Source organism: Bdellovibrionales bacterium, assembly GCA_019750295.1.
Classification (GTDB): domain Bacteria; phylum Bdellovibrionota; class Bdellovibrionia; order Bdellovibrionales; family JAGQZY01; genus JAIEOS01.
On sequence record JAIEOS010000048.1, the window covers coordinates 51,989 to 68,750 of the forward strand.

At 45.8% G+C, this 16,762-nt stretch carries 14 protein-coding genes; 5 read left to right on the forward strand and 9 right to left on the reverse strand.

Annotated features, from left to right (window positions below; genetic code table 11):
- Positions 1-73: 73 nt before the first annotated feature.
- The gene (locus K2Q26_09415) at positions 74-2,161 is read left to right on the forward strand and encodes a prolyl oligopeptidase family serine peptidase (protein ID MBY0315726.1); all 2,088 of its coding nucleotides are present in this window, start codon (positions 74-76) and stop codon (positions 2,159-2,161) included.
- Between the two features lie 128 nt (positions 2,162-2,289).
- Complete coding sequence (locus tag K2Q26_09420; GenBank protein ID MBY0315727.1) at positions 2,290-2,760, forward strand: hypothetical protein; 471 nt, start codon at positions 2,290-2,292, stop codon at positions 2,758-2,760.
- Here K2Q26_09420 and K2Q26_09425 read toward each other — a convergent pair.
- Positions 2,757-4,025, reverse strand: coding sequence for a S8 family serine peptidase (locus K2Q26_09425; protein MBY0315728.1), 1,269 nt, complete (start codon positions 4,023-4,025; stop codon positions 2,757-2,759). The genes K2Q26_09420 and K2Q26_09425 overlap by 4 nt on opposite strands.
- Before the next feature lie 557 nt (positions 4,026-4,582).
- Between K2Q26_09425 and K2Q26_09430 the strand changes: the two genes are divergently transcribed.
- Positions 4,583-6,436, forward strand: coding sequence for a class I SAM-dependent methyltransferase (locus K2Q26_09430; GenBank protein ID MBY0315729.1), 1,854 nt, complete (start codon positions 4,583-4,585; stop codon positions 6,434-6,436).
- Between the two features lie 12 nt (positions 6,437-6,448).
- Here K2Q26_09430 and K2Q26_09435 read toward each other — a convergent pair whose 3' ends face one another.
- The 4 genes from K2Q26_09435 to K2Q26_09450 form a co-directional block, all read right to left on the reverse strand.
- On the reverse strand, positions 6,449-7,276 hold the full coding sequence (locus tag K2Q26_09435) for a purine-nucleoside phosphorylase (protein ID MBY0315730.1): 828 nt from the start codon (positions 7,274-7,276) through the stop codon (positions 6,449-6,451).
- Between the two features lie 17 nt (positions 7,277-7,293).
- Positions 7,294-8,613 (reverse strand): thymidine phosphorylase, encoded by a 1,320-nt coding sequence (locus K2Q26_09440; GenBank protein ID MBY0315731.1) that lies wholly within the window; start codon positions 8,611-8,613, stop codon positions 7,294-7,296.
- Complete coding sequence (gene deoC, locus K2Q26_09445; protein MBY0315732.1) at positions 8,610-9,272, reverse strand: deoxyribose-phosphate aldolase; 663 nt, start codon at positions 9,270-9,272, stop codon at positions 8,610-8,612. The genes K2Q26_09440 and deoC overlap by 4 nt, the downstream gene beginning before the upstream one ends.
- 102 nt (positions 9,273-9,374) lie before the next feature.
- Complete coding sequence (locus tag K2Q26_09450; GenBank protein ID MBY0315733.1) at positions 9,375-10,493, reverse strand: type IV pilus twitching motility protein PilT; 1,119 nt, start codon at positions 10,491-10,493, stop codon at positions 9,375-9,377.
- A 77-nt stretch (positions 10,494-10,570) separates the two neighbouring features.
- Here K2Q26_09450 and K2Q26_09455 point away from each other — a divergent pair, with 77 nt between their 5' ends.
- Entirely contained in the window at positions 10,571-12,055 is a 1,485-nt protein-coding gene (locus K2Q26_09455; GenBank protein ID MBY0315734.1) for an Rne/Rng family ribonuclease, read from the forward strand.
- A gap of 12 nt (positions 12,056-12,067) precedes the next feature.
- On the opposite strand, the gene K2Q26_09460 is transcribed toward K2Q26_09455, so the two are convergent.
- Positions 12,068-12,574, reverse strand: coding sequence for a hypothetical protein (locus tag K2Q26_09460; protein ID MBY0315735.1), 507 nt, complete (start codon positions 12,572-12,574; stop codon positions 12,068-12,070).
- 37 nt (positions 12,575-12,611) lie between these two features.
- Positions 12,612-13,586, reverse strand: coding sequence for a tetratricopeptide repeat protein (locus tag K2Q26_09465; GenBank protein MBY0315736.1), 975 nt, complete (start codon positions 13,584-13,586; stop codon positions 12,612-12,614).
- Positions 13,587-13,680: 94 nt separating this feature from the next.
- On the opposite strand from K2Q26_09465, the gene K2Q26_09470 reads away from it, so the two are divergent.
- A complete protein-coding gene (locus K2Q26_09470) occupies positions 13,681-14,601 on the forward strand; it encodes a hypothetical protein (GenBank protein ID MBY0315737.1) in 921 nt (306 codons plus the stop codon).
- Positions 14,602-14,611: 10 nt separating this feature from the next.
- Here the strand turns inward: K2Q26_09470 and K2Q26_09475 are convergent, their stop codons facing one another.
- Positions 14,612-14,953 carry a hypothetical protein gene (locus tag K2Q26_09475; protein ID MBY0315738.1) on the reverse strand — a complete coding sequence of 114 codons (342 nt, stop codon included), beginning with the start codon at positions 14,951-14,953 and terminating at the stop codon, positions 14,612-14,614.
- 150 nt (positions 14,954-15,103) lie between these two features.
- Positions 15,104-16,696 (reverse strand): sigma 54-interacting transcriptional regulator, encoded by a 1,593-nt coding sequence (locus K2Q26_09480; GenBank protein MBY0315739.1) that lies wholly within the window; start codon positions 16,694-16,696, stop codon positions 15,104-15,106.
- Positions 16,697-16,762 lie beyond the last annotated feature (66 nt).

Here is a 16,762-nt window from a genome sequence, read left to right on the forward strand (position 1 = left end):
TCAACTCCACGTCTTTGGAGCATAGTGGGGGCTTAAATGATGTAAAAACCAACACGAAACCAAAGAGGCCCACATGAAAAAATGGATCGTTTTGCTTCTCCTCGCGGGATGCGCTCATACTTCCGACAGCTCTAAGGACCCCTATCTCTGGCTCGAGGATGTGGAAGGGAAAGAGGCCCTGGAATGGGTCAAGGCTCAAAATGAGCAAACTCTGCAGAATCTTGCGCAATCTCCCGAGTTCAAAAAAGTGGAAGAGCAGACTCTTCAGATTTTAGAAGCGAAAGATAAAATTCCTGCGGTTTCGTTTATTGGCTCTAGGAAATTACTCAATTTTTGGCGAGATGATAAAAGTGTTCGCGGAGTTTTGCGCGTCACAAGTTACGACAACTACAAAAAGAAAAACGTTCCGTGGGATGTTGTCTTGGATCTCGACCGTGTTGCCGCTGAGGAAAAAGAAAACTGGATCTTTAAGGGCATAGACTGTGTAGCACCGCAGTTTGAGCAGTGTTTCGTGCTCTTGTCTCGCGGTGGAAAAGATGCGGTGGTTTTGCGTGAGTACAATATAAAAACAAAACAGTTTAATGCGAAAGGGTTTACACTTCCCGAAAGTAAAATGTATGTCACTTGGGCGGACAAGGATCATTTGCTCGTTGGTACCGATTATGGTCCGGGAACCATGACGGAGTCTGGTTATCCTCGCATCGTTAAACTTTGGAAGCGAGGAACACCACTCGATTCGGCAAAAATGATTTACGAAGGTGCGATGACCGATGTGTGGGCTCGTCCCATCGCTGTAGACCAGGGCAAGAAACGTGTTTTGCTCGTCTCTCGCGGAATTGACTTCTTTAATACCGAAGACTTCGTCGTCGATGTTAAAACCGCAAGTTACAAAAAAATTCCTAAACCAACCGACGCTGAATTTGAGGGTTACTTTGCCGATCAGTTTTTATATTCCGTGAAATCTCCCTGGAATATTGCCGGCACAACTTATAACTCGGGTGATGTCATCGGTCTTAAAGAAGCGGTGGCGGGTAAAGAGGTGGGGCCCCAAGATATTCTTAAGATTTTTACACCGACCCCAAATCAATCTGTGACTTCCATCGCGGTCAATAAGTCCAAAATTATTTTGAGTGTTCTTGAGGACGTCAAAGGAAAACTTTTTACGACGACCTACTCGAACAACCAGTGGCAACCCGTCATTCCTATGCAGTTTCCCGGTACGGGAAGTTTGAATGCCATCACGGACACCGAAACTGATATCATTCTGGTGAATTACGAGAGCTTCAATCAACCGAGTACATTGTACGGCATTGATTACGGTAAAAAAGCAGAGGTCCTTAAAACTCTTCCCGATCGTTTTGATGCGAAAGATGTTGTGGTGGAGCAAAAGTTTTCTACAAGCAAAGATGGAACTAAAATTCCGTACTTCTTAATCCGTAAAAAAACCGTAGCCTTTAACGGAGAGGCGCCCACTCTTCTCTACGGTTATGGCGGTTTCACCGTTTCTCAAGCGCCGGCCTACAATGGTGTTGTTGGTAAACTCTGGTTGGAGCGTGGCGGTGTTTACGTGGTTGCAAACATTCGTGGCGGAGGCGAGTACGGCCCTAAATGGCATCAAGCGGCTCTTAAAGAAAATCGTCAGAAAGCGTATGATGATTTTATTTCTGTGGCGGAAGACTTGATTCAAACGAAGGTCACTTCTCCGAAACATCTGGCGATTCGCGGGGGAAGTAACGGGGGCTTGCTTGTCGGAGCGGTGATGACGCAAAGACCGGAACTTTTTGGTGCCGTTTTATGTTGGGTGCCGCTTTTAGATATGATGCGATATTCGCAACTCCTTGCCGGCGCCAGCTGGATGGGAGAATACGGAGATCCCAAAGTGCCGACGTATCGTCGCGCGATTCTTAAATATTCTCCTTACCAAAACGTGGGGAATCATAAAAATTACCCTCCGACACTCATAGTGACTTCTACTAAGGACGATCGCGTTCACCCTGGCCATGCTCGCAAGATGATGGCGAAGATGAAGGAAATGAAGCAGCCCGTGATGTACTACGAAAACATTGAGGGGGGTCACGCGGCGGGAGCTAATTTTAAACAAGTGGCGCGTCTCACCGCTCTCCAACAAATGTTTTTAGAGCAAACCGTTCTTAAAAAATAATTCAATGGACCGGGCGAGGGGGCATTCCCTCTCGCGGGTTCTTCTCGAGTAATTGTTACAACCGTGGTCTTTCTCGAGGTGTTTACCAAAGTCTTAGGATATAAATTGGGCACCTTGAGGGAGGTTATATGGGGTCTTTAAAATCTTTTTTTAGTTTTGTTTTTCTCATCGGAATGGTTCCATCGGCGTTTGCTGTTCAGGCCGACACTTTACTTTGCGGTGGCACCTATCACGGGCGTCCACTCAAGTTCACGTACAATCCAACAGGTGCGTCGTTCACTTATTCGGGAGCCGATCCCGAAGACTACTTTTTGATTTACGTCAATTATAGTGCGGAGAAAAAAGATCGTCTCGAGATTACGACGATGGAGTTTTTAAAAGACGAAACTTATGAAGCCTTTAAAGAGGCCGTCTCGAAAATTCCAGAGATGACTTACCTTCGTAAGCCATTAATTCACAAACAAGTTGTGAGCCTTTACGAGGGATTCGTTAATTACCGTGTCGAGCAAGATGACAAAGTGATCGCGTGGAGTTGCGTGCAAAAAGCGAAAGCCCAACAATCTTCGCCGGGCCGCTTTGGTGGCTACTTAAATAACTAACGCAAAGAAGAATTCTCGGGATACATTTCGCGTAGCTTTAAATAGGCAGCGTGAACATCCAGAGAGCCGCGCGAAAATACAGGATAGGGGCCAGCCTCAACACTTTGTAGAATGGCATTTTTAATTTCACTGGCTTTCGCTTGGGGGAATGCACTCATCAACAAGGCAGCCGCTCCGGAAACAAAAGGCGTGGCCATGCTCGTTCCGTTCTCGGATTTGACGGCGGCCTGACCACCACCCGGCACCGTACTGATAATTCCCGCACCGGGAGCGACAAGATGCACAAGAGTTCCGTAATTTGAAAAGCCTGCCGTGTACCGCTCTTCTGTCATCGCTCCGACGGTGATTTGCGCGAGGGCCTTAAAGGCCGCAGGGTAGGAGGGTGATGTGTCTATGTTCTGTCCCTCGTTCCCGGCAGCGGCGACAAACAAAATATTTTTATTCGACAGATCGTCAATGGCGGACTTGAGTGCGAGAGAACAGCCCGGTCCACCCCAACTGGCGTTAATCACTTTTGCGCCCGCATCGGCGGCATACTTCAAAGCTTTAATCGCATCAAAAACGGAACCCTCTCCATTAGGTCCAAAAAAGTCATACACTAGAATTTTTGATTGCGGTGCAACTCCCTTAACGCTTCCTTGAGAATTGTCAGCGGCGATAATTCCCGAAACGTGAGTTCCGTGGCCTGTGGTATCGAAGAGCGAACCGCTATCTGCAGTAAAATCATAGCCATTTATATCGTCGATTAGACCGTTGCCATCGTCATCGACACCATTTTCGACTTCTTTGGGATTTATATAAAGTTGGCTTCGCAATTGGGGGTGAGTTCGATCTATGCCCGAATCAATAACGGCGACAACGACACCCTGCCCATAAATATTTTTTGCCCACAACTTATCTGCCTGCATAGAGGTTGTTCCCCAATTGAGAGGGGAGCCCCAGCCCATCAGTTCGAGGGATTGATCTTTCGGAATATAAACCTTGTAGTTATCTTCGACGAAATCAATTTCGTTTTGATGTTTATCAACGAAGTCCTCGAGCTGACTTTTTTGCTTTAAAACAATTCGAGAGACTTTGCCATTTTTAAAGCGCACAATTTTTTCTTTTTGAAGCGCGAGGTCGGAGCATACGGTGCCCGCCGCTTTACTTTGCCCCTCGCTTTCTTTTGAGCTCTTGGCACAAGCAACCAATGTCACTGCAAAAATGCAGGAGAAAAATAAGCGAACAACATCCATGTCTAATCCTTTGACGACGTCTGCGGCCATCGTGGCTACAGAGGGTAGTTTATACCAAATTCACTGGCTTTATGAGACCAGCAAAATAGAGACTCACCGTTAGGTAAGAAAGGAAAATCAAAACCAGACCAAGGTTGAGGTGAATTCTATCCTAGGTCCGCTATTTTTGGGCAAACTATCCTCACCACTCCAATTCCGCCGAAACAACTTGAGTTGTTATTTGATGAGCAAGAACAACAGGGTGCAGAGACAGCGCCGTAAACTATTTGCCAAACGCAAACAGTGCGATATGTTGAAACGATGAATTCATCGCAACTCTCCGCCGGCGCCCGTATATGTACTTTGGGTACCCTGTCGCTGTTGATGAGCGAGATTTATATCGATCATCTCAACACCTATAGTTCCGACAACGTCTATTTAGATCTGACTTCATTTTTTATTTTTGGAGGAATTGCGCTGGGAAATGTCTTAGGATTTCCCTATCGCAAGCTTGAATTTGATATCGACATAGAATGGCTCCTGACTGGAGCGCTTCATGGGGTGGCATTTTTGGGTATGATCTATTTTAGGAAGTTCGCGCCCATTTTTTGTCTCTGCCGTTTATTGGCTTCGGAATTTGCCTTACGACTTTATTTTCTCGCTACACCCTTAAGATGCTCATCATTTGTCTCAATATTGCGGGCTTAATTCTTCTGGTGTTTTACTTTTTTATCGTCAAGCGGGTGCCGGAATATTTTCCATTGATTGTCATACTTTTACCCTTGCTCACATCTCTTCAGATCAAATCATCGCAAAAGCACGTAGAAAGTTTTAAATACTCCATTTTAGTTTTGGTGATTATTTTCTTTAGCGCAGGCGCATTCGAGCCCAAGCCCCATGTAAGCTACGCCTTCGCACCGATCAACACGTCGGAAAAGGTGAGCGAGTCTCGGTTTAATCTCTTATTCAGAACGGATCTCTATACGCGCGAAAACGGAGATTATTTCTATGTGATTGATGGCAGGAAGTTCGCTTGGATTCCACGCTTCTGGCTCGCCAATAAGATTTTAGGGAATGATCCGATTCGACCCCACATTCATAATGTCCCTTATTTTTTCTTAAAGCCGAAGAAAGTTCTTGTGATTGGTTGTTCTGAGGGGAAAAACGTCCTGACCGCCATACGCGGGGGAGCAAAAGACATTACGGCTCTAGATATCAATCCTCACGTCTTTGATATTTTCAGAGAAGATTTGGCGGGCCTTGGCAAACTCATATATTTTCGGCCGGAGGTGAAAACGGTCGTCGCCGAAGGTCGCCACTTCATTAGTTCCTCCCAAGAGAAATACGATCTTATCACACTCCAAGGTGTTCAATCGGGGAATACGATCTCAAATATCTCCACGGTAAAGATTGAATCCCATCTCTTTACGAAGGAAGCGTTGATTGCGATGTGGAATGCGCTATCGGACGACGGAATGTTATTTTTTGACGAATATACCCTGCCGAATATGTACAATGTGACTTTTCTTCAACAACTTCTATATACGGCTCGCGAGGCGATTCCGCTGGATGATTTTGAGTCTCATGTTTTTTACTACGGGTATGAGCAGCACGGAGACTATATCGAGCTTTCATCACAGCCAGGGGCTCGATCACGAGAGGGATTTATTCTCAGTAAAAAGCCGATATCTGTTGCCCCGGTCAAAACCTTTCTTGATCAGGGATTTTTTCAACAGAAGCCCATTCCTACATCGAAAGACAACATAAAACCTCTAACGGATGACACTGCGACATTCACTCATCGTGAGTTGGCCTACCTGCCTCAATGGTATTTGGGTCTAGCACTATTGAGTGTGTTCATTCTTATTTATCTAGGGTGGAAATGGTTTGGCCGCGGAAATTATCTTTCGGTGGCGTTGCCTCTCTCCCTTACAGGTGTAGGCTATATGTTCTTTGTAGCCGGTCTTGCATCGAAGATATTTATCTGGTTAGGGCACCCGGCTTATGTTGTGCCTGCGCTTTACATTCCCCTCTATGCCATCAGTTTGATGGGTGGATTATGGTTACTGAAGGCGAAGTTTAGTAACGGTCTTTACTCTTTACTTATGCTTTTAGCTTTGGCCACGGGAATTTTAATCTTCGAGGCCCCGCTGTCAAAAGCGATACTCTCCCAACCGTCCTTTATGATAAAAGTTATTTTTACACTGATGACGGTCGGTATTTTTGCGATGCTTGCGGAGATACCCTACATTTTTGGGTTGCGAAGTTTTCAAAATACAACACTCGCTCGCGCCAATGCACTTGAGCATGTTGGTAATCTGACGGGCATCCTTTTTTCGCTTTACGTTCAGGAAATCTATGGCGTCGGCTTGTTGTTTAAACTGACTCTGGGTATTTTTGGGATCATTGCCGCTTTATTTATTTTACAGCTTTTTGGTAAAATTAAGATTCAGCAGGTTTAAATCGCAAAATATTTAATTGGTATCGAGTTTTAAAATAAACTGAGTGAGAAATGCAGAAAATCGCTCCTCGACGGACTGAGCGCGCTCGGTGACCTCTTCATGAGTGAGTCTGTTGTTGGATATGCCTGCAGCAAGATTGGTGATGCAACTGACAGCACAGACTCGTAAGCCCAGATGATTTGCGGCGATACTTTCGGGCACCGTACTCATCCCAACGGCTTTACCGCCGATCAATTGAAGAAAGCGAACTTCTGCGGGAGTTTCGTAAGCGGGACCACTCACGCCGCAATAGATTCCACGCCAAGAACGAATCTGCATAGCATCTAATGTCGAAATTAATTTTTGAGTGAGTTTTTTATCGTAAGCCTCTGTCATGTCGGGGAATCGTGGTCCTAGATTTTTTATGTTTGGTCCCATCAAAGGATTTATTCCCATCAGATTAATATGATCTTCGATGACCATAAAATCTCCAGGAGACATGTGAGGATCTAATCCGCCCGCGGAATTCGTCAACATGGCCATTTCAATTCCTAGCATGGCTAAGGTGCGAATCGGATAGACGACCTGCTCCATTGTGAAGCCTTCGTAGTAATGGACGCGGCCTTGGAGAATTGCGACGGGGGTTGCTCCCACGTGACCTAAAATTAAGCGGCCGCTGTGACCTTCTACCGTGGGTGCTCCGAAGTGAGGGATTTCGCTGTAGGGAATCGAAGTTTCAACTTTTACATTTTTAACAAAAGCGCCCAGCCCCGAACCCAATACGATTCCTAACTTAGGTTTGAGTGATGACTTGGCTCGGATAAAGCTTGTAGTTTCTTGTAGGTTCTCGATAACCGCCATGCCGCGTGCTTCCCGTTCTAAAGTTTGTCTAATATCAAACTGGTCATTGCCGGCTTTTGCAAGGAAATCTTATAAGCCGTAGTCAAAAACGCTTCGGACTGAAAGATCTTTTGCGAATCGCTACCAAAGACAGAAAAAAGTTTTTCGTTTTTATTGATCCGATCACCGACCTTTTTATGAACAATAATACTTGCAGCAAGGTCTAATTGTTCCCCAGTCACTTTACGGCCTGCACCGAGAGCAATCGCAGCATAACCGATAGCTTCGGTGTCGTAGTTGGCAAGGTATCCATCAGATGTGGCGCAAATATGATGCCATCCGTCTACAGGGGGTTGAATGATTTGGTCGGGATCACCACCTTGAGATTTTACAATCTCGCACCATTTTTGGTAGGCCCCACCGTTCTCTAAGGTGGTTTTAGCGTGCTCGTAGGCCGCCGGATGATCTTTCCATTGACCAGAGAGAACCAACATTTCTGCGGATAACTGTAATGTCAGTTCGCGCGTATCACTAAAATCTTGAGGACCATATCCGAAGTAAGACTGACCGGTCATGAGCGACATGCACTCTAAAATCTCAATGCCGTTTCCTATAAATCGACCCAAGGGCTCTTCCATATTTGTGATGTAAGCTCGAGTCTTAACTCCATTATCTTCACCCGTTTTAACTAGCCATCGTGCAAGTTCACGAGCTTGGGAAATATTTTTCATAAATGCACCGGAACCACATTTAACGTCTAACACAAGACCCTTAATACCTTCGGCAATTTTTTTAGAGAGAATACTTCCGCAGATGAGCGGAAGGGACTCTACAGTTCCTGTCACGTCTCTCAGAGCGTAGATTTTTTTATCAGCCGGGCAGATGTCTTCGGTTTGACCGATGATTGCACCTTTTATTTTTTCAACTTGCTCCTGAAACTGCTCCAAGGTGAGCTGAGTTTTAAATCCTTTAATGCTTTCTAGCTTATCAATCGTTCCGCCAGTGTGGCCTAAGCCACGGCCTGCAATCATAGGAACACGAACTCCGCAGGCGGCGACAAGGGGAGCAATAATTAAACTTGTTTTGTCACCAATTCCGCCAGTACTGTGTTTATCAACCGGAAGTGAGTCGGTGTTTTTGAAAGTTAATGTTTTACCAGAATGGAGCATGCAACGAGTGAGCACTGCGGTTTCAGCGGGTGTCATCCCTTTGAGAACAATCGCCATCAATAGAGCGCTCATTTGGTAATCGGGAATTGTTCCTTTGTGATATCCGGAAACAAAAAAATCAATTTCGTGTTCACTAAGATCTTGTCCATCGCGTTTTTTGCGGATCACGGCCGCAGGAAGAAGCATCATGAGCGGGCCATCCAGTCTTTAAGAATTTCTACGCTTTTGGAAGCACCGACACGTTCAACGTTGAGCGCATAAAACTTTTGGAAGTCATCGTAAGAACGAATCCCACCGCTCGCTTTGATTTTTAAACCGGGACGACCGAGTTCGCGCATCAACTTTATGGCCTCGACAGTCGCGCCCGTTCCAAAAAATCCTGTGGACGTTTTGATAAACTCTGCGCCGCTCTCGTTGACCGCCTGAATGGCTTGAGAAAGCTCCTCGCGGGTGAGGGCTCCGGACTCGACGATAATTTTTGATAAAGCTTTTTTATCGACGGCTTGGATCAAAGTTTTTAATTCGTTTTTGACGAGATTGAAGTCACCGCTCTTGAGTGCGCCGACGTTCATTACAAAATCGAGTTCGTCAGCACCCAACGAAATCGCATCTTGCGCTTCGGAGAGTTTAGCTTCTGTCGTGTTCGCTCCCAAGGGGAAGCCAATCACGGTGCAGACTTTGACGGCACTTCCTGCTAACTCTTTTTGAGTGAGGCGGATCCAGCAAGGATTTACACAGACCGAAAAAAAATTGTGCTCGCGAGCTTCGCGGCAAAGATTTTTCACATCATCGCTGGTAGCATCTTGTTTAAGAACTGTATGGTCGAAGAGATGAGCTATAGTTTTCATATAACAATAGGTAACAGTTCCCTTTTTGATATGCGATGTATAAAAAAACAATTTTGTTTTTTTATACATCGCATATCAAAAAGGGAACTGTTACCTATTGCATTAGCTGGTTTTTTTGGGGAACGGGGTGGGAATTCCGGGGGCGCCGAGGGGCGACTTGATCGTCGTGCTGGTGCCCGAATTTCTGTCGGAGATGGACTTTGCCATGAGAGCCTTTCCAGTTTCGATCGCAATTTGGTTTTCCTGCATCAGTTTCGTAAGAGCATCATCTAGAGTCTGCATTCCTTCAGCCCGTCCGGTCTGCATTGTCGATTTGATTTGGAAAATTTTGTTTTCGCGAATCAAGTTTCCAATGGCCGTGTTATTAATAAGAATCTCATGAGCTGCGACTCGCCCCTTTCCTAATTTAGGAAGAAGCAATTGCGAAACGACGGCGCGCAAGCTCTCTGACAGTGCGGAACGTATTTGAGACTGTTGATCCTCGGGGAAGGTGTCGATAATTCGGTCGATCGTTTTAGGTGCGCTCATTGTATGGAGCGTGCCAAACACCAAGTGTCCTGTCTCTGCGGCTTTCAATGCAAGGGCAATAGTCTCCGGATCTCGCAACTCTCCCACGAGAATCACATCTGGGTCTTCTCGAAGAGCGGCTTTAAGTGCGGTGCTAAATGATCGTGTATTCGTTGTGACCTCTCGTTGATTGATCAGTGACATCTTATTGGAGTGCACAAATTCGATAGGATCTTCCATCGTTAGGATGTGAAGTTTTTCCGAAGCATTGATCTCATTGATCATGGCCGCAAGTGTTGTCGATTTTCCAGAACCTGTGGGCCCAGTGACCAGAATGAGTCCCTGGGGGGCACGGATAATGTCGTAGAGAGGTTTTGGTAATCCGAGCTCGTCCATAGATTTAATTGTTTCCGGAATAAAACGAAAAACCGCTCCGACACCTTTGCGATGCAAGAAAACGTTGCAGCGAAAGCGACCAATATTAGGTGCTTGATACGCGCAGTCTAATTCCCAGTTTTCTGCGAATCTCTGGCGTTGCTCTTCGGAGAGGAGTTCAAAAATTAATGCTTTGCACTCTTCGTTGGTGAGGTCGCGATAATCGAGCTTTTCGATCTGACCATCGATTCTTAAGCAAGGAGGCGCTCCTGTGGTTAAATGAAGGTCAGAGGCCCCTTGTTTTACCATCAGTCTAAATAAATCATCGAGCTTTGCCATATCCACTCCGTCATTAAAATAACTCATATATTTTTCGGCATTTACGGGGTAAAAATGAAGAACTCGAACGAGGTTTTATGGTTAAAACTGAAATTCTTATCCAGTCCAATCGTCTAGAGACCCGTGTGGCGTATCTCGAAAAAGGGGAACTCGTCGATTACAAGGTCGAGCGAAATACAAACCCCACTTTGGTCGGTGCGGTTTACCGTGGCCGAGTGGTGAGAGTCCTGCCCGGGATGCAAGCGGCTTTTGTCGATATTGGTCTAGAGAGAGCGGCGTTTCTTTACGTGGGAGATGTTCGTGAGGAGGATTTCGTTTTCGAATCCGAAGATGAAGTCGCTGGTTTGTGGAGTGACAAAGAAAAACCAAAAATCCAGGAGCTGTTAACTGAGGGTCAGGCCATTCTCGTGCAAGTGGCGAAGGATCCTATTGGATCTAAGGGTGCGCGAATCACGACACATATTTCTATGGCGGGTCGACGGATCGTCTATCTTCCCACGCTCAGCCACTTTGGAGTCTCTCGCAAAATCGAAAAAGAAGCGGAGCGAGAACGACTCAAGGGTCTCATGGAAAAAAATATCACCGAAGGCGGAGCTATCGTTCGTACCGTAGGTGATGGAATGACCGAGGACGAGCTCCATAGCGATCTCGAATATCTTCAAAAAGTGTGGAAAGATATTCAAGAGAATTACAAATCTTCTCAAAATGTTGGAGCTGTTCACACCGAGGTGGAGTACAGCTTAAGAGTATTAAGAGACATGTTAAATCCGGATGTGGATCGCGTGTGGGTCGAAGGGCAGAATACCTACGAGCGGATTCAGAAATTTGTCTCTCAGTTTATGCCGATTTATACTAATAAAATTCATCATTACTTCGAAAAAGAACCCTTGTTTAGTCGGTTTGATATCGATGTCGAAGTGGAAAAAGCTCTCGCGCGCAAAGTGTGGTTGCGTTCGGGTGGATATTTAGTGATCGACGAGGCGGAGGCCTTGGTCGTTATCGACGTCAACACCGGAAAGTTCGTTGGTAAAAAAGATTTAGAAGACACCATCTTTAAAACCAATATGGAATCTGTCAAAGAGATCGCGCACCAGATTCGACTTCGTGATTGTAGTGGAATTATCGTGGTCGATTTTATTGACATGCTCGAGCAGGATCATCGGCAAAAAGTTCTTAAGGCTCTCGAGGAGGAAGTGAAGCGGGATCGGGTGCGCGTTTCGGTCATCTCGATGACGGGACTTGGACTTGTGGAAATGACGAGAAAACGTTTGCGCTCGAGTCTTCGTCGTACACTTTCGGACCCTTGTTTTTATTGCGAGGGATTGGGAACTCTCAAAAAGAAAGAGACCATCGTTTGCGAAATTTTTCGAGATCTCACTCAGGTTCTCACCAAAAAGACAATCACCCATCCCATGATTGTTCACTGTCATGGCGATGTAGTGAATTGGGTCTACAGCGAAGAGAGCGAAATGATGGACACTTTCGAGGAAGAGCTCGGCGTACCGGTGATTTTTCGCACAGACTCTCGCCTCCACTTTGAGGAATTTCGAATCGAAGTTTAATTTAGATTCTTTTTAGATATTAAAGAATTGAAGAGTGGTGGCGGATGGTTTTTCGATGACCGTCGCCTTAACTCCTGCGGGAACCTGAAGTTTAACCGTAGATATGTCGCCATTGGCAAGATAAGCCACGGCTTTCTTTCGCAATCCAGAGCTGCGGTCCACATCGATAAGGTAAAAGCCTGACTTTGAGATGACTTCGTTTGAAGCCTGAAGGAGAGCTCCTAGAGATTCACTTTCCAAAATCAGTAGAGACGTTTGAACTGTAGTTTTGCTTTGTCTAAAATATCCTTCAAGCAGCGAATCTGCGGGTTTCTCAATCCAACATAAATCCTGAGGCTTTACGGAAATGCGAATATCAGGCTCTGTGCAAGACCAAAGCTGCAAAGCCTGGCCATTGTGACTTTGTCCCGCTCTTAAGAGAGTAAAACGCGAGTCTGCACTGAGCTCATTTAAAGCCTGGTAATGATCTCCGATGGAATCAAAAGCCATCATAAGTAAATAAGGACATTTTATAGCCATAACAACTTTGACCAAAAAAACGAAATGCCGTCAAAGTTTATTTTCGGCAAGCATCGATAGTGCTTTTATATTTCTGATGGAGGCGAGGATTTGAGCGCAGAAGGCCCATGGACGTTTTGAAGTCGCTCGCCACCATCCGAGACAATTTACAGTTCTTTTGATAGGCAACAAGAGCATCATCATAACGTTTTGTTTGGTAGAGCGCGCGAGCTTGCCCTAAGTACGCGGGGGCGGAAGTGTTATCGATGCCGACGGCGGCTGTGTAGTGTTCAACGGCGGCGACGGGATTACCTTCTTTCATGTAAAAATCGGCTAACTCTTTTCTTGCCAAAAATGATTTTGGTGTCGCTGTGACCGCGCTGATTAAGGTCTTTTTTGCGAGCTCTTTAGAATCATTGGCCATATAGGCCTGACTCAAAAATACGGCGCCCTCGGGACTTTCCGGAAGTTGAGATCGTGCGGTTTCGCAAACTTTAATCGCTTCATCCCAGTACCGAGCCTCCACAGCGTATCGACATCGGTTAATCATATAGGCTTCTTTTTCCCCATTGTTCTCGATGAGCTTTCTGTACACTAAGGTGGCCTCTTCGGCGTAAACCGAAAGATACTTTTCAATCGTTGCCGCCCACTGAAGGTAGGCATCTTCTTTTTTGGGATCTATGCTGATGGCAGTTTTAAAAGCTTCGACAGCAAGAAGCACTTTGGCTTTCTTTTGTTCCATTGTGGCTTCCTTACCGGCGAGAAGGGCGTAGGATTTACCTTCGATAAATTTAGAATGAGCCGTCGGCGCATTTTTATTCGACCAAAAGGTGAGAATATTGAGGGCTCCTTTGGCATCGGCGATTTCGAGTTGTGCTTCGGCGAGGCGAATGAGTTCGGTGCCTGTGAGTTTTTCTTGAGCCGGCAGAATCACGTCCACTGCAGATTTCCACTGTTTCTTTTTGATGTAAAATTCGAAGAGAAATCTCCGACTTGTTACGTTTTCGGGGTTAGCCTGGAGATTTTTATACAATTGTTCGACTTCCGAAGAGGCTAAGTCTCTGTCGAGGGCATAGGCTTTTGAGAGGGAAAATACCCCCAAAAAGACGTACAGAATAAGTTTAAAAATGCCGATATTAGACATGTACGATTGTATTATCGGCATTTCACTGGAGAAACTTTTGGGAGCTCGACTTAAGACGAGTAAGGGCCTTTGGGGGCGTTTAGATCACCGCGGACAAGCGGTTCTCGAGTACATTTTAGTACTAGCCGTCACTGTCGCTATTATTCTCGGTGTGATGTACCAGTTTAGCGATGCCTTTAAAAAATATGTCGCCAGCTATTTTGGGGATTATGTCGCCTGTCTTCTCGAAACAGGAGAAATGCCTTCGCTCGGTGGCGATAGCGGTGCAACGGCCTCCATCTGTAATTCGGAGTTCGAACCATTTTCAATTGCCTCAGGCCGACCGTTGAGTGGCAATGGCGTGGGTAACGGGAGCGGGGATCGTAGTTCCGCCGCCGCGAGGAGGGCGGGTGAGAGTGCGGCCCGGGGGAGATCTCGCCGTTCGGGATCCGCCGGCTTTACATCCACGGGAAATACCACTCGCAACGGAGAAAATTTCCGTCGCCGCGGAGGTCGTTCTCGATACTCCCCCTCAGACTCGACTGGGAGTAGCGAGAATAAACAGAGTTTGAATTTGGCCCAGAGTGAAGATCGCAAAGGTTATCGAGCGCAACAAATGTATCGCCAGGGTCGCTCTCGATTAGGCAATCGATTTAGTGTTTTCGATGAAAAACGTTCGGAAAAGGGAGGCTTCTTTACGAAGCAAAAAATCACCGCCAAAACAGGTGAAACTATTATTAACAAACGCTTGCCCTTTGATCCTAAAAAACTAACGCTTCGACGAAATACGGCGTCGACGAGTTTGAGTCTGGATTTGTCGGTCAGCGATTATATCCGTTACATTATTGTATTTGGAATTATCATTGCGATAGTGATCTTCTTCGGTGGTCAGATTGCTCAGCTTCGCAAAAGCTGGGAAAAATAGTTCGAACAAGCTATTTGATTTCGACCGACCTTATCTCTCCAGGTTTAAGATTCGAAACAAAGATCGGTCTTTGATTTTTAGCCAAATGAAGAAGGACATCCATCTTTTTTTTCATCGGAATTTGGAGTGTCGGACCGCGCTGTTTCCAGAGAATGCGACCTTCTCGATCCGAAATACTTACCCATCGACTGCCACAAGTGAGTCGTAATTTGGGATCGCGACAGGTGAAAGTAATGGTGGTCATCTCGCTGGAGTGCTCACTCTCCGCGGGGTTCCGAGATCGGTCGGTTGCAAGTTGAGAACACCCTGCGGTTTCCTCACAGAGCATTCCTGCGGATGGAAAAGGGATCATTTCTTTTCTCGATGAACATGAAGCTAAAATAATGGAAATAAGGAAAAAGAAAATAATTCGAAGATTCATAAGAACCTCTCTTTCTACGCGATGAGCGTAATACGAAAGAGAGGCGTCTGTAAATACGAGAACTTTGAGCTCCCAAAAATTTTAAGAAGTTTTGCTGCCGCCCGTGGGGTTAACACCGCCCAACACACGTCGCTTATCCAGTCCGTACTTTTCAACCTTCATAATAAGCCCAGCTCGACTGATGCCGAGTTCCTTAGCTAATTTAGACTTGTTCCAGCCGGTACGGCGTAGGCCTTCGCGGATGAGGTCTTTTTCTAAATCTTCGATGGCGTCTTTTAAAGTACCCGCAACTCGAGTTCCCTGAATTTTTGTCGCTTCGTTGCTCTCGAGAATCTTTGGAGAGAGCATATCAGCGAGAATTTTACTTTCGGTGCCCGATAATACAACAGCTCTTTCCATCTCGTTTTGTAACTCACGAACGTTTCCTGGGAAAGGATAGTCATAGAGTTTCTCGAGAGCCCGTTTAGTGAGGATCCGTTTAGGGAGGCCTGCTTTTTTACATGCGGATTCAATAAAAGCCTCTGTGAGCAAAGGAATATCTTCCTTGCGTTCACGCAGTGGCGGAACGCGAATGTTAATGACGTTGAGGCGATAGTAAAGATCTTCTCGGAATGTTCCTTCTTCGACCATTTTGCGGAGATCGCGATTGGTTGCCGCAATAATGCGAACATCCACGCGCTTCATCTCCAGCGCACCGACGGGCGTAAAAGTTCCTTCTTGGAGTACTCGAAGAAGTTTAACTTGCATCTGAGGAGAAGTATCTCCGATCTCGTCAAGGAAGAAAGTTCCCTTGTCGGCAAGTTCAAATAGACCTTTTTTGTCCTTATGAGCTCCAGTAAAGGATCCTTTCGTGTGTCCGAAAAGTTCAGACTCTAAAAGATTATCGTTAAAGGCGGAACAGTTAGAAACCACAAAGGGTCGGTCTTTACGAACAGAATTGTAGTGAATCGAGTTCGCGATCAAATCTTTACCTGTTCCGTTTTCCCCCTGAATCAGCACGGTACTGTCGGTGGACTTGATCTTGTCCATCAAAGAGTAAAGACTTTGCATGGGTTTAGACTTTCCAATAATTTTATCGTACTTGTAACGGCTACCTAATTCTTTATTCAATTCTTTGATCCGCTCTTCGCGGCTAGTGATTTCGACATGGAGTGTGATGATCTCGCGAGAGATCAGCTCCACTAAGTCCATAAAGTGATTTTTTTCGTTGGGAGTTAAAAAGCGAAGACTCTCGATGATTCCCGCAATGGCTTCGGGGTTGATGCCACCCGCGGCAAAGCGCTCAGCCAATTCACTACGACGGTGAGTTTCGCTAGCGTCTTTAACAAAACCCATGGCGACGACAGTTCCCATAAATTCGCGTTCAATTTCTATCGGGAACACGGCAACATCAAAACCTGTGGCATCCCATTTCTTTACAGCATATCTGTTTTGAGACTGACGAAGATCCACCAAACTTTGGTTGACGAGTTGTGAAAGACTCTCGCGTGCATCTCCACTTTTAAGGAAGTGAAATACAGCTTTATTGACTTGATCACCTTCAGCGTTACCAAAACCACGGAGTGTTCCGGCTTCGTCTGTGAACACCACATCGATATTCCACCAGGTCGCTAAAATTTGTTTTAGTTTTTTGATGACATGGATGTGTTCGAATTCGTCCCAATTAATTAACATTGCGTGACCCCTTTATGTAAAATAACTCAACAGCTTATCGTCAAAATTTTAAACAACTTGATTGGG

Coding starts and splice junctions, on each gene's coding strand:
- K2Q26_09415 (MBY0315726.1), top strand. CDS start 74: ATGAAAAAATGGATCGTTTTGCTTCTCCTCGCGGGATGCGCTCATACT.
- K2Q26_09420 (MBY0315727.1), top strand. CDS start 2,290: ATGGGGTCTTTAAAATCTTTTTTTAGTTTTGTTTTTCTCATCGGAATG.
- K2Q26_09425 (MBY0315728.1), bottom strand. CDS start 4,025: ATGGCCGCAGACGTCGTCAAAGGATTAGACATGGATGTTGTTCGCTTA.
- K2Q26_09435 (MBY0315730.1), bottom strand. CDS start 7,276: ATGGCGGTTATCGAGAACCTACAAGAAACTACAAGCTTTATCCGAGCC.
- K2Q26_09440 (MBY0315731.1), bottom strand. CDS start 8,613: ATGATGCTTCTTCCTGCGGCCGTGATCCGCAAAAAACGCGATGGACAA.
- deoC (MBY0315732.1), bottom strand. CDS start 9,272: ATGAAAACTATAGCTCATCTCTTCGACCATACAGTTCTTAAACAAGAT.
- K2Q26_09450 (MBY0315733.1), bottom strand. CDS start 10,493: ATGGCAAAGCTCGATGATTTATTTAGACTGATGGTAAAACAAGGGGCC.
- K2Q26_09455 (MBY0315734.1), top strand. CDS start 10,571: ATGGTTAAAACTGAAATTCTTATCCAGTCCAATCGTCTAGAGACCCGT.
- K2Q26_09460 (MBY0315735.1), bottom strand. CDS start 12,574: ATGGCTATAAAATGTCCTTATTTACTTATGATGGCTTTTGATTCCATC.
- K2Q26_09470 (MBY0315737.1), top strand. CDS start 13,681: ATGCCGATATTAGACATGTACGATTGTATTATCGGCATTTCACTGGAG.
- K2Q26_09475 (MBY0315738.1), bottom strand. CDS start 14,953: ATGATCCCTTTTCCATCCGCAGGAATGCTCTGTGAGGAAACCGCAGGG.
- K2Q26_09480 (MBY0315739.1), bottom strand. CDS start 16,696: ATGTTAATTAATTGGGACGAATTCGAACACATCCATGTCATCAAAAAA.